This is a genomic window from Candidatus Woesearchaeota archaeon, from assembly GCA_027858315.1.
GTDB lineage: Archaea > Nanobdellota > Nanobdellia > Woesearchaeales > UBA583 > UBA583.
In genome coordinates, this window is the sequence record JAQICV010000049.1 from 1 (window position 1) to 13043 (window position 13043).

Here is a 13043-nt window from a genome sequence, read left to right on the forward strand (position 1 = left end):
TATGCATAAGAATATTTCTTTTATTCTAAATTTTCAATTTAGATTTTTTATTCAAAAAATAAATTTTTAGATAAAAATAGATAATTAGTTGTTGTTTATACTCAATCGGATGAAGCCCAAAAGTGACTATATTTATAAACTACTTAAAATAAATAAATAATATGAGTCTTAAAGAAAAGATTGAAGAATTTCGAAATGAAATCAAAAAATCCAAAAACCCTATCATGTTCTATGATACCGACACAGATGGAGTTACTTCTTATTTGCAATTAAAAAATAAATTCAAAAAAATCACTGGATTTCCAATGCCAAAAGAGTATATCGTTCAAGAAAAAATTGCTAAAAATATAACTTCAACAAATGATTTAATAATTATTTTTGATGTTCCTCTACTATCAGAAACATTTATCAAAATGACAAATGGTAAAAAAATACTCTGGGCTGACCATCATATAACTGAAAATAAAAAACACGCTAAAAAATACAAAATAAATTAATTAAATCCATTAGATTACGACAAAAATGATAATAGACCTTGCACATATCTCTCGTATCTAATTGCAAACCTTAAAAAAAATTTACCACTAGTTGCCCTAGGAAGTATAGCAGATTTTTTTCTTCTAGAGATTTTACCTGAATTATACAAATACAATAAAAAAGAATTTAATGCACTTTTAAAATTAGATAAAACCAAAAGAGAAGAACTTTTCAAATTTATTAAAACATATTCATTTAATGACCTAAAATCATCAGATGAAAGAAATAATTGGATTAGATATCTAACTTATGATGCTAAAGTAATAGATATAAAAAACTTAATAGACTTCCTATTCAAATTAGAAAACGATGAAGACACTCTAATTGCAATAAAAAAACTTGAAAACATAACTCTACAAGAAATAAAAATAAACATAAATGCTGAAAAAGGATTCCCATATGAAGAATATTCAATTCTTAAAAAAAAATACAAAAGCATTTTAAAAAAAGCAATAGAACAAGAACACGATGAAAATTTATTTTTATTTGAATATTCAGGCAAAAAGAGTTACACAAAAACAATATCAGAAGAAATATGTTACAGATTTCAAAAAACTAAAGTAATTGCAATATCATTCACTAAAAACAATTCTCAAAGTTATAGTTGTAGTTTTAGAGGAAATAATTATAATGTAAATGACCTTGTAACTAAATCTTTAGAAGGTCTAAATGGTAGGGGAGGGGGACATCCATTTGCAGCAGGAGTTAGAATAGATAAAGGAGACTACAAAAAATTCAAAGAAAACATAAAACAACTAATCAATAATAATAAAAATTTATAATGAAAAACTACTAGAAATAAACAATGTTAAATAAAAAAGGAAATATTAGTTTAGGAATAAAAACAATTGTTATGGCGCTAATCATAGTTATAATCTTTGTTACATACATGATAATCCTACTTCAAGCATCAAAAGTAAATATTGAAGAAAAAAAACTAAAAACTCAACTAATAACAAATAAGTTTTTTACATCAAAATGTCTTGGAAATGAATTTGCAACCATTGAAGATAACAATTATAATCAAGATCTACTTCAAAAATGTTTCAAAAATATAGACAATGACATATTATTTAGGATACAAATTGAAAATAAAAAAGATTTTATTTATTCTACAACCAAAGAAGAATTTATACAAAAAATGGGATTATGTGGAATTACAAAAAGTAACCAATTATGTACTAAAATGGCCTATCCTGTGACATATATTGAGGATGAGGAGTACAGTACAGAAACACTAATTTTCGAGATAATTACTACAAATTAAGACTCCTGATAAGTACTTACTATTTTTTGACACTATTCGATTACAAAACAAATATTTATAAGTCTCATCTTCAGAAAATAGTATCATCGAACAAAAGTAGTTAATACCTGTTGTAAAACATGGATAACAAATTGCTGATGTAATCAAAAAGTCAATAAACAATAACAATATTTATAAATAGTGAAATATTGTATATAATATTTAGCACAAAATGGTAGTAAAAGAAGAGTTTCTAAACACACTAAGGCAATATTTCAGTCTGAACTTATACGAAGTAAAAATTTGGACAGCCTTACTTTCAAGAAAAGTAGCTACTGCAGGTGAATTAAGTGATCTAGCAATCGTACCTAGATCAAGAACTTACGATGTATTAGAATCCTTAGAAAAAAAAGGATTCGTTATGGTAAAATTAGGAAAACCAATCAAATACATTGCAATTTCACCAGCAGACGTAATTGACAGAGTTAAAAAAAGAGTTCACGAAAAATCTGAAGAAAAATTGGATAAATTAGAATCTCTAAGAGAGAGTCATATTTTAAAAGATTTAGAACAATTACATGAACAAGGAATCCAATTAGTTGAACCTAGTGATTTATCAGGTGCACTAAAAGGAAGATACAACTTATACAACCATTTAGAAGCTATGGTTAAAGGTGCAGAAAATGAAGTGATTATTATGACTACCTCTACAGGATTCTTAAGAAAAATTGAAGCACTTAAAGGTGTTTTCGAAGAATTACAAGAAAGAGGAGTATCAATTAAAATTGCCTGTCCTAAAACTGATAAAACTGAATCATTATCTAAAGATATGAAAGATATTGCAGAAGTAAGATTTACTGATGAAATTGAAGCAAGATTCTGTATTATTGATGGAGAAGAAGTATTATTCATGACACTTCATGATAAAGACATATATCCTGCATATGATATCGGAGTTTGGGTAAACACACCATTCTTTGCAAAAGCTCTTCAACAATTATTCGAGATTGCTTGGAGAACTATTAAATAAATTCTTCTTTTTTAATTTTTAATAAAAACAAATTTTTAGAAATAATATTCTTAGAACTAAATATACACAAGAAAGAAAAATATATTACTTTTTAGAACCTTCTAACTCAGCCATTTTTTTATTCAAAGAATGAGCATAAGCTCTCAAATTTCTATTCTCATTTTGAGTCTTCAACATTAAAGCTGAAACATCATTTAAAATCCCACTAAAATCATTATTATTCATAACAATTTTCTCAGGATCCTCAACTTCAATTGAAGAAGGAGTGTAATCAACAATAAAAGCTAATAATTTAGAAGCATTCTCAAACTTTGCACTAACTTCTAAAAAACCACCATACAATGTAGTCTCTTCATCAAGTTCAGGTTTCCCAACATCAGAACTAACAACCTTAAAGTTATCTTTTTCTGCCTTCAATTTATCTAAAACAACATTTAAAGCCTTTTCAACATTCTCAACAGGTTTGCCTGCAATTTGAATAATAAATGCAGCTGTAATCTTTTCTGCCATAATAATCTAAAAGTAAAACTACTTTATAAATATTAGGAATAATTATTAAAATAATTTATCTCCAAACTTTCTCCCTAAAATTGGAATTTACAAACAATACAGTTTTATGGACTATATATTTCATCTCGAGTTTTATTACTACATTCCCTAACAACTTCATAGTCAATTGCAACTCCTGTTGCTTGCTCTAACCTTTGTCTTGCATCAGGAAAATACCTTTCACTATTTTTACTTAATTCAATATCTGCATGAGCTCTTTTCATTAACACATTTGAAGGTTCTACTTGTGTTAATTTGATTAAACTACTTATTTGATTAAAATCATTTCTTTGAATTAAATTTACATATTCTTTTTGAATTTCATATCTATTTAATCCTAAATTTGGATCTACTTTAGTTATTTGTTGAATTTTTACCATTTCTTGATAATGTTTATTTTCCTGATAATGTTTATATGCATCTTGAACAATTTTTTCACTAGGATTTACTCCAGTTATATATTTTAATCTTGATACATTATTAACATCAAATCTACCCTTAAGCGCATATTCATATCCTGCCTGAATGGATTCTTCCAAATATACAGGTTTAACTCCAGTTAATTTTTCAATTTCATAATTAGTGTCAAAAAGACCACATCTTAAACAAGAGTTATGTGCTTTTTGAACTTCTTCTTCAGTGAATTTTGGTTTAATTTTTGTATGTTTCAGTAAATCTTCAATTCTATTTGGACGCATAGCTTTAAGATATTTACTATATGCTGCATGTACATCACTAGTTTCAAAATTATCATCATACAAAGGATGTTTACCAAGATCGCTTTGAATATCATCAAGACTAATTCCTTTTAATAATGCCAATTTAGTTGCTTTTTTAATTTCATTTAGCATTAAAATAAAGGAAAAATTACTTTGCATACTATTTAATATTTGAGTAAAACCTTCATTCATAGATTTATCAATTGCTTTATATAAAGACTCTGTTGAAACTGGAACACCAGTTACATTTTGAATACCTCTAACAGAATCAGTCCTTACACTTTCATTTAATCTTTTTTCATAGTAATCTTCTACAACTTGAGTTAATTTTTCATTTTGTGTTATACTTAAAGGCATTTCAGAAATATCTGTAAATCTTTTAATATCAAATATTTTAGATAATAGACCACCATGTATTTTTTCATTAGCTAACTTATCATCATATATTTTTGAAATTATAGCATCAGACGGTTGCTGTGTACAAATAGTTTTAAATTCAACTAAACCACCAAGACAATTTGAATAATATTCATACATTTCATCTACAAATTCTTGAGAGTAATATGGAGCCTTACCTACTTCAATTGATTTTAATTCTAACTTTTCATAATCAAATTTTTCTGCATACTTTTCAAATTCATCTCTTACTAGATCAGGTTCTGAAGTTGGAACAGTCACAGATTCAGTTTGACTTGTTAAAGTATTATTTTGTGATACTATATCATCTAAAGTTTTCTTTGCTTTATTATTAAATACAAAGTTTAATTTCTTACTCAATTTTTCGATTATATTCATTTTTTTTTCCATTTTTTATAAGGTTCGCAACTCCTTGTTGCTACTACTATATAGTGGTCTTTAAAGTACTTAAACAGTAGTTCTCCTAAAGAGGAGAGTATTTAATCATTAACATAATAATATTAATAAACTAAGAAAAATTAAAAGAAAAAAACTAATTAGAATTAGTCCAAATAGTATCCCACAACTTGTGATACTGGCCAGCCAACTCCTCGGACTCAATTAAAATTGCAGAAAACTCTTCAGCAAAAGTCATTAAAAGTACTTTATTCTTAAAAATAGACATAGCAGGAGGGATTTCCAAAGAAGTAAACCTTAACTCAGAAGAATTATAATCTTCTAATTCCTTTTTATTTTCAATTTTAGAAATACCTTTTACAACCAACTCAGCAGCTTTTCTCCTAGTGTCAAGTATTTCAAAAAAAGTAATAATGTCTTCATTTAAAACATCATGAGCCACACCAAAATATTTATGTAGTTCACCACTCTCAGCATCCTCAAATAGTTTCAAGGAAGCGCCCATCATTCCCTTTTTACCTATAAATACCTCAACTTTAGGACAAGATATTTGAATTTTAGACTTCAACAATTCCAATTCAGGAATAATTTTTACAAATTTCTCTTTTTTTACTTCAATATATTCTTCAATATTTTCAGGACCTGTTGCAAAATAGTGTTTAACATTATTCTTCAAAACAAATGAAACAAAACCTTTCTCAATCAAAGACAAAATAGAATTGTGAATAACTGAGCTTTGAATTCCAGTTTTTAGAATAATTTCTCCAGATTTACATTCACCAAGTTTTAATATCGCTAAATAAATTTTTGCTTGAGAATTAGTCATACCAGAAGTTTCAATTAAAGTTTTTTCTATATCCATATTAAATTATAAAATAACTCACTTATATAATTTATCAAAAAAAGAATAAAAAATGTTTTATTTTATTGAAGCCACTCAGGAAGCTTTGAAGTAATTCCTTCTAAAGGGCCATTTAATAATACAATATAAAATGGTGCAAATCCAATTAATGCTGCAACAACCAATTTATGCCAAAACTTCTCACTAAAACCACCACCACTAATACCTTTAATAGCATGTGATGAAACTATTTTCAAAAGCATAAATGCCATAATAATCGCTGATGCAACAATACTATTTCCACTTGCATCTACAAAAAGGATTCCATTAAGCCACACAGGAAACCATTCTTGAAGTGTAAACCAACTAACATTTGATGCAATAAGTACACCCACAACCGAAAACAAAAGGCCGTGCCACATATCCCCTAAAAAATCTTTTCCACTAGTCATATTCTCATCTTCATAAACGAAAAATGCTTCGAGTATTCCAACTAAAATACCTACAACTAAAGGTAACGCCAAACTAAATGTTATTTCTTCTACTGCCATTTTTTATTTTTATCTGTAATAGTTTTATTTATTCTTCATCCTCGCAAGGACTAATATTTATATCTCCAAAATGTTCTTCTTGCTTAAGTTTCAACTTAGAATTATTATGTAAATGTAATAGAGGAATAAACCTGTCCAAAATTTCCATTTTCTCTTCAAGACCATCAACTAAATGATTAAAACATAAATGTCCTTTCTTTGAAGAAAATTCAGATTTTACTAAATCATATAATTCCTCTATTAATTGTTTCAAATCCTTAGGTCTTTTTTCATACATAGGACCATCATATTTCGTATCTCCAGATCGTTGAAAAAAATTAGTTCGTCTCCTATTACTTTGCTCAAAAGTTTTCTCCAAAGTTTTAATTAAATCAAAAATAGTAACTTTTCTCTTTCTTGCAATAGGATTCCTATACTTAAGCACATACTTCTTCTTTTTCAAATCAATTTCATCAAGTTCTAAATCAAGTCCTTCTAAAGCATCAAGCTCATCAAAACCATTACTATCAGATTGAACTTGTGCAATTTTATCCTCAATTCCTCTAATATCTCTCTCAAGTAAAGTCTCTGTTTTTGTCTTCAAAAGAAACACTGCAACAGTTAAAAACTTGCCAGAAACATCAAAATCAACATCTTTTAACTCTTTTAAAGATTGAATATATTTGTTAGTTAAAAGACTCAAATCAATATCCCAAGGATTTAAACCCTCTTTATGAATTAACTCATACAAAAAGCTCTTCCAATCAATCACATCTTTATTAGTTGCAACATCATAAATTCTCTCTTCAGGTTTAATATAAACTAATTCCTCTTGATTTGACTGAGAAGGCATACTAAATACCTCTAAAAACCCTTTATAAATATTTGTACTTACTTAAGTAAGAGAATGATATATTATAAAAATATAAAAAAAAGAAAAAGGTATGATAAAGAAAATTCTATTAATTTTATTCTTATTTTTTATAGGAATTAACATCACAAATGCTGGTTATGAGTTTAACGAATCAAATCAAAACCTCACACTAGAAAGAGTTGGGTGGTGTACAGACCTTGAAGTAATATTTACTGCATGGAATGAAAATCAATACGAGGATATTGAAAATATACAAGAAAACCTTTGTGAAGAAGATGAAACTCCTGAAGATGACCATTGTGATGAATTTTTAGATATAACTGGAACATACACAATCTACAATGGACCTCTAGATAGCTTACCTATATTTGAAGAAGGAACAATTGGAGATGATGGTATCTTTAAAGTATTTTTTACACAAGAACAAAAATATTTAATTGAAGTATACTCCGAAGATAATGAAGATAATAGCTACAATGACCATCACGAACTATATGATATAATGGAATGCAAAGAAGCTGACCCAACAAAAGTAGAACAAACTCAATACAATTTAGAATATTTTAATCATTCATTTAATTTTCCAAACTCAGAACTTACAGTAAATATCGAAAATACACCAATAAAAGAAAGCGCAGAAATAAAAATTGAAGACTTATCAAGCATCGAAAATAAACCTTCAGATGCAATAAAAACTCTCAAAATTTCAGCTGTTAAAGACTCATTCATAGATAAAAATTATAGTAAATTAGACTTTGAATTTGATTTAGATTTTACTAACTCAATTATTAAAGTATACAAATTCGATTCAGCAAAACAATCGTGGAATGAAATAACATATACTAATACATCTAATAAATTAATTCTTGAAAGCATAGATTTTGGAATTTATTCAATAACAAAAGAAAGTACAATTATAATTGAAAATTCAACTAACACAGCAATAAACAATGAAGAAACAAATAATGATGAATTAGAAACTGAAGCTGAAACAACAAATCTTGTTGATGAAACTGAAATTGAACAAGAAGAAAGTAAAGCGAAGTTATTTGGATTTGTCTTTTTAGGATTAATTGGAGTAATAATATTAATTATTACAATCTTAAAAATAAGCCATAAAAAAGAAATTCAAACTTATAATCAAAAGATAGGAGAAAAAGAAACTAGTAATCCAATTCAAGATGTACTTACAACATATAATGACACCTACAATAGTACAAAACAATACATTTTGCAATACAAAGCAAGTTACACCAAAGAACAACTAATCACTGCTCTAAAAACCTCCAATGTGCCTACAGATATAATTGATAAAGTAATTAGTGAAGAATATTAATCTTCAATTATTATATCTAAATTCTTCAATTAAAAAAAGCAATAAAAAATATTCCAACTAATATTATTATAGTTGCCAGTATTCTTTGAGAAGTATTTTTTTCTTTAAATAAAATATATGCTCCAACTACAGAAAATAAAATACTCATCCTTTTTATTGAAAATACATAAACTACTAAATTTAAATTCACTGCACTCCATTGAAAAATCGAAGTTAAACCTTAAAATAATTTTTAATATTATCTTTAGTTTTTTTATCAACTTTTTTCCAATCAAGAGCAACTTCTAAAACTTGATCAAAAGTTTTAACTGGCACAATTTTAATCTTAGCTTTAGTTTCATCAGATATAACAATATCTTTCAAATTACTCGCAGGAACAATAACAGTTTTAATCCCACTCATAATCGCACCTTCAATCTTTGCAGAAATTCCTCCAATAGGAAGTACTTCTCCTCTAATTGACAAAGACCCAGTCATTGCAACTTCTTGTCTAATTGGTATAGATTTAAGCGCAGAAACAATTGCAGTTGCAACTGCAATAGATGCACTATCACCTTCAACACCACTATGAGTTTGAATAAATTGAATATAAATACTATAATCCTTTGTCAAATCCTCCCCAAAAATTTTTTGAATAAGAGCTGAAATATTAGTTACACTCTCCTTTGCAATCTCTCCAAGCTTACCTGTAGCAATAAATTGGACTCCTTTTCCACCCTTTACTACTTCTGCCTCAATAGTTAAAACCATACCTGAATAAGGCGGACTAGAACCAATAACTGCCAAACCATTAACTCTTCCAATAGAAACTCCTTTTGTTATAATAATAGAATACTCTTTCTTAACCTCAGTGTATCTTGAAATCATTTGCTCTTCAATAGACTTCACTTTCTCAAAAGCCATTTTAATATCTTCTACCTCTGTAAGTAAAGCTCCTCTCTCAATTGCAATATCTCCTGCAGCACGCACAATACCACCAAGCTCCCTAAATCTAGTAGTTAATTTATTTGCTTTATCACCTCTTTTTTTAGCTTCCATGACAATATAATCACAAGCTGCAGAAGTAAAATGTGGAATCTTACCATCATTTTTAACTTCTTGAGCAATGAATTGCATAATTTTTTTCCTATTCTCCAAATTATCATCCATTACATCATTCATATAAATTTCATACCCATAACCCCTAATTCTTGATCTTAAAGCAGGATGCATATGATTTAGAGTCTCTAAATTACCTGCCGCAACTAAAATGAAATCAGTAGGAACTGGAGTCGAACGAACCATCGCTCCAGCACTCCTCTCAGACCTTCCAGTAATAGGCATCTGTTTTTCTTGAATTGCAGTAAGAAGTTCTTGTTGCATTTCAGGTTTAAGAGTTGCAATTTCATCAATAAATAAAACTCCACCATTAGCTTTATGTATCATTCCAGAAACAACTCTTTGATGTGCAGGAGTTCCCATTCCACCACTCTGAAAAGGATCATGTAAAACATCACCTAAAAGTGCACCTTCATGAGCTCCAGATGCATCTTCAAAAATCATTTTTCTACCAGTATTATCAACTATAAGTTTAGGAGTAGAATTATCATTCCCACCAGGAAGTCCAGCCCTTTTACCAATACTAGAAAACAAAGCAAACGCCAAAATCAAAATTCCGAAAAATGCAAGTTGGCCTATAATTGCTGCTGCATAAATAACATCTGAAATTCCTCCACTCTTCCACAAATAATGTAAATAAATCGACATAACAACTGATAAAATAAAAATGAAAATGAAAACCATTCCTTGACCCTTACCAATAGATTTAATTTGGGAAAATTTAATTTTATCAATAATTTTTTGACCATCTCCAGCCTCAGTTACCTTAACAATAGGATTATTATCATCCTTAGGATTAGGATAAGATAAAACATCAAGAGCATTTTTAGTAGATAAAATCTCTGCAATGGCCTTTCCAAGCATACTCTTCCCAGTACCAGGCTCACCTAATAATAAAACATGTCTCCTCTGAGCTGCAGCTTTATTAATTATTTCAAGAGCTTGTTCTTGTCCAATCACATTCTCTACAATCTTTTCAGAAATCTTAATCTCTCCAGTATGTTTAAAATTAAGATAATCTTTCTTACTAATTTCTTTATATTTCACATCAGAACTCTTAGAATTTTTTTTAGAAGATTTTTCCATATAGAATAATATAACACTAGATTTAAAAAGATTTCCAATATATAATAAATATAATCTAGTTACATCTTTTTATGTAATAAATGATAAAGTTCAAATACCCTGGATAAAATCTCAGAACTTAAATCATTATTAATAACTCTTATTAAAAGTAAATTATATGCATCCTTATACTCTTTAGGTTCAAGCCAGAATGTCAAATTCACATAATCTACAGCCCTTTTATTTGAAACTTGAATTTTTGCTGCCTTAAACAAAGAATTCTCAAAAGTTAAAAATGAACTAAACTTATCATCTTTATCTAAAAATAAAAAATCACACTCAAAACTCTTAAAATTAGACCTACTTACAACATAATTTCCTTTTACATCATCTCTAGAAACAAAAACAACAAATTTTCGAGAACTAAGCTTAATTTTATCAACAAAAGAACTATTCTTCTCATAAAACTCATCATCAATCTCAAATAAAAAACCTAAATTACCCATTAAATATAAAATTCAAAAAAACTTTATAAACTATTACAAACAAATATACCTATGAATAAAAAAGAGGAATTAGAAAAAGTAAAACAAGAAATTTTAACAAAATTAAAATGTCCTCTAAAAGATGCAGCCCTAAATCTAGTATTTGGTAAAGGAAATGAAAATGCTAAAATACTATTCATTGGTGAAGCTCCAGGCGCAAAAGAAGATGAAATTGGTCTGCCGTTTGTTGGAAGAGCAGGGAAAAAACTAGACAAACTACTAAATCAAATTGAACTAACAATTGATGAAGTATATATTGCAAATATCCTAAAATATAGACCTCCAAAAAATAGGGACCCAAATAAAGAAGAAATCCGAAATCATACACCATACTTAATTGAGCAAATAAAAATAATAAAACCTCAAATAATTGCAACGCTTGGAAATTATGCAACAAAATTTGTTCTTGCAAACTTCAACCCTGACGAAATGAAAAAAGTAAAAGGAATTGCTGAAATTCATGGACAAAAACACGAAATTGAATTCGAAAATGAAAAATTTTTAGTAATCCCAATATATCACCCCTCCGCCATGATGTACAAACCATCCCTAAAAGAAGATTTCGAAAATGACTTCAAAATTATGGCAAAAATAATTGGTACAAAATTCAAAAAAGAAGAAATACAAAAATCATTAATTTAATTCCATCTCATATTACAAACATTTCCAAAAGTTACACCTTCTGATTGAGAATTTATTATATTAACATGACCTTTACCAAATACATCATTCTTAGCATGAACCATCTCTACCTCATTTGTATCAAACAAACTACTATCATAAACATAATAAGTAGCACTACAGCCACAATCAGTGGTTTTATATTCAATCAAGACTGCTCCAAAAACTCCTCCCAAAGATACCATAAAAAATATCAAAATTATAAATATAAATTTTTTAATCATTTTTTTCTTAAATAATGAAGTAAAATTATGAATTTTTAAATTTATAAAACTATCTAATTTTTGAAAAATTAAATTGTTCTTAATACAGCAAAGCAAATGATAGAACTATCTAAAATATTATTTATCCCAATCATTAATCATCTCAAACTGATCCTTATAAATTAAATTTTTCTCAGAAGTTTCAAGAATTAAAGGTATGTTCCTTTTCTTAAAAAATAATCCTATTTTTTTCAAACTCTCAACTCCAATATTCCCATATCCAATTTCTCTATGACCATCAATTTTTGAATTGAATTCATTTCTTGCATCATTAAGATGTATACAAAAAAGATTTTCATACCCAATATTTCTTTCAATATCAAAAAACCATTTTTCAATAAATTCAAACTTAGACAAATCATAACCAGAAACAAAAAAATGACAAGTATCTAAACAAAATCTAATTCTCTTTTTTTGCTCATCAGAAAACAAATTATAAACCTTTTTGATCCCTTCAAGATCATATCCTAAATCTCCTTTTGAACCAGGAGTATTCTCCAAAACTAAATATAAATCCTTAGGGATATTTTCTAAAATATAATCTACATTCATTTTAATATTTTCAAATGCCAAAGAATCAACTTCTTTCCCAATATGTAAAATAATTCCTTTTCCACCTAGAGCTGAAATTTTATACATATCAAGTACAAATAAATAAATCTCATCCAAATTATTCGAGTAATTTTTAGCTAAATTTAAAGCACCATGACCAATCAAAAAAATTTCATTTTTCAAAACATAATTCTTAACTCTTAAAAATTCATATTCATCAATAACATCAAAATTATGCAAAGAACTTTTCAAAAAAACCTGTATCGCATTGCAACCAATTAAATTTGAAAATTCAATAATTTCATTAAATAAATTATTCGGCCTAGAAATATGAAAACCTAAATGAGATAATTTTACCATATCA

Annotated in this window: 14 protein-coding genes; 5 read left to right on the top strand and 9 right to left on the bottom strand. The window is 27.6% G+C overall.

The features are described from left to right. The first annotated feature begins 161 nt into the window (after positions 1-161). From PF569_04035 to PF569_04045, 3 genes are all read left to right on the top strand, one after another. Positions 162-497, top strand: coding sequence for a DHH family phosphoesterase (locus PF569_04035; protein MDA3855404.1), 336 nt, complete (start codon positions 162-164; stop codon positions 495-497). A gap of 845 nt (positions 498-1342) precedes the next feature. Continuing rightward, entirely contained in the window at positions 1343-1804 is a 462-nt protein-coding gene (locus PF569_04040) for a hypothetical protein (protein ID MDA3855405.1), read from the top strand. Positions 1805-2015: 211 nt separating this feature from the next. Next, positions 2016-2813: a hypothetical protein gene (locus tag PF569_04045; GenBank protein ID MDA3855406.1), complete on the top strand. Its 798-nt coding sequence runs from the start codon at positions 2016-2018 to the stop codon at positions 2811-2813. Positions 2814-2897: 84 nt separating this feature from the next. Here PF569_04045 and PF569_04050 read toward each other — a convergent pair whose 3' ends face one another. The 5 genes from PF569_04050 to PF569_04070 form a co-directional block, all read right to left on the bottom strand. Next, positions 2898-3323: a hypothetical protein gene (locus PF569_04050; protein ID MDA3855407.1), complete on the bottom strand. Its 426-nt coding sequence runs from the start codon at positions 3321-3323 to the stop codon at positions 2898-2900. Positions 3324-3427: 104 nt separating this feature from the next. Continuing rightward, positions 3428-4876, bottom strand: a complete 1449-nt coding sequence (locus PF569_04055) for a hypothetical protein (protein ID MDA3855408.1) — start codon at positions 4874-4876, stop codon at positions 3428-3430. A 154-nt stretch (positions 4877-5030) separates the two neighbouring features. Next, on the bottom strand, positions 5031-5756 hold the full coding sequence (locus PF569_04060) for a hypothetical protein (GenBank protein ID MDA3855409.1): 726 nt from the start codon (positions 5754-5756) through the stop codon (positions 5031-5033). Positions 5757-5818: 62 nt separating this feature from the next. After that, positions 5819-6286, bottom strand: coding sequence for a hypothetical protein (locus PF569_04065; protein ID MDA3855410.1), 468 nt, complete (start codon positions 6284-6286; stop codon positions 5819-5821). A gap of 28 nt (positions 6287-6314) precedes the next feature. Continuing rightward, positions 6315-7118, bottom strand: a complete 804-nt coding sequence (locus tag PF569_04070) for a segregation/condensation protein A (protein MDA3855411.1) — start codon at positions 7116-7118, stop codon at positions 6315-6317. 91 nt (positions 7119-7209) lie between these two features. Here PF569_04070 and PF569_04075 point away from each other — a divergent pair, with 91 nt between their 5' ends. Further along, positions 7210-8475: a hypothetical protein gene (locus PF569_04075; GenBank protein MDA3855412.1), complete on the top strand. Its 1266-nt coding sequence runs from the start codon at positions 7210-7212 to the stop codon at positions 8473-8475. Between the two features lie 213 nt (positions 8476-8688). Here the strand turns inward: PF569_04075 and lonB are convergent, their stop codons facing one another. Next, on the bottom strand, positions 8689-10659 hold the full coding sequence (lonB, locus tag PF569_04080; GenBank protein ID MDA3855413.1) for an ATP-dependent protease LonB: 1971 nt from the start codon (positions 10657-10659) through the stop codon (positions 8689-8691). Between the two features lie 59 nt (positions 10660-10718). Then, complete coding sequence (locus PF569_04085; protein ID MDA3855414.1) at positions 10719-11144, bottom strand: hypothetical protein; 426 nt, start codon at positions 11142-11144, stop codon at positions 10719-10721. A gap of 51 nt (positions 11145-11195) precedes the next feature. On the opposite strand from PF569_04085, the gene PF569_04090 reads away from it, so the two are divergent. Beyond that, the gene (locus PF569_04090) at positions 11196-11825 is read left to right on the top strand and encodes a uracil-DNA glycosylase (protein ID MDA3855415.1); all 630 of its coding nucleotides are present in this window, start codon (positions 11196-11198) and stop codon (positions 11823-11825) included. Here the strand turns inward: PF569_04090 and PF569_04095 are convergent. Together PF569_04095 and PF569_04100 are read right to left on the bottom strand one after the other, a co-directional pair. Next, positions 11822-12088, bottom strand: a complete 267-nt coding sequence (locus PF569_04095; GenBank protein ID MDA3855416.1) for a hypothetical protein — start codon at positions 12086-12088, stop codon at positions 11822-11824. The two genes, PF569_04090 and PF569_04095, sit on opposite strands and share 4 nt — an antisense overlap. 117 nt (positions 12089-12205) lie before the next feature. Further along, complete coding sequence (locus tag PF569_04100) at positions 12206-13039, bottom strand: deoxyribonuclease IV (GenBank protein MDA3855417.1); 834 nt, start codon at positions 13037-13039, stop codon at positions 12206-12208. Positions 13040-13043 lie beyond the last annotated feature (4 nt).

Bases quoted from the DNA above. Each gene is read 5' to 3' on its own strand.
- PF569_04035 (MDA3855404.1), top strand. From the start codon at position 162: ATGAGTCTTAAAGAAAAGATTGAAGAATTTCGAAATGAAATCAAAAAA.
- PF569_04040 (MDA3855405.1), top strand. From the start codon at position 1,343: ATGTTAAATAAAAAAGGAAATATTAGTTTAGGAATAAAAACAATTGTT.
- PF569_04045 (MDA3855406.1), top strand. From the start codon at position 2,016: ATGGTAGTAAAAGAAGAGTTTCTAAACACACTAAGGCAATATTTCAGT.
- PF569_04050 (MDA3855407.1), bottom strand. From the start codon at position 3,323: ATGGCAGAAAAGATTACAGCTGCATTTATTATTCAAATTGCAGGCAAA.
- PF569_04055 (MDA3855408.1), bottom strand. From the start codon at position 4,876: ATGAATATAATCGAAAAATTGAGTAAGAAATTAAACTTTGTATTTAAT.
- PF569_04060 (MDA3855409.1), bottom strand. From the start codon at position 5,756: ATGGATATAGAAAAAACTTTAATTGAAACTTCTGGTATGACTAATTCT.
- PF569_04065 (MDA3855410.1), bottom strand. From the start codon at position 6,286: ATGGCAGTAGAAGAAATAACATTTAGTTTGGCGTTACCTTTAGTTGTA.
- PF569_04070 (MDA3855411.1), bottom strand. From the start codon at position 7,118: ATGCCTTCTCAGTCAAATCAAGAGGAATTAGTTTATATTAAACCTGAA.
- PF569_04075 (MDA3855412.1), top strand. From the start codon at position 7,210: ATGATAAAGAAAATTCTATTAATTTTATTCTTATTTTTTATAGGAATT.
- lonB (MDA3855413.1), bottom strand. From the start codon at position 10,659: ATGGAAAAATCTTCTAAAAAAAATTCTAAGAGTTCTGATGTGAAATAT.
- PF569_04085 (MDA3855414.1), bottom strand. From the start codon at position 11,144: ATGGGTAATTTAGGTTTTTTATTTGAGATTGATGATGAGTTTTATGAG.
- PF569_04090 (MDA3855415.1), top strand. From the start codon at position 11,196: ATGAATAAAAAAGAGGAATTAGAAAAAGTAAAACAAGAAATTTTAACA.
- PF569_04095 (MDA3855416.1), bottom strand. From the start codon at position 12,088: ATGATTAAAAAATTTATATTTATAATTTTGATATTTTTTATGGTATCT.
- PF569_04100 (MDA3855417.1), bottom strand. From the start codon at position 13,039: ATGGTAAAATTATCTCATTTAGGTTTTCATATTTCTAGGCCGAATAAT.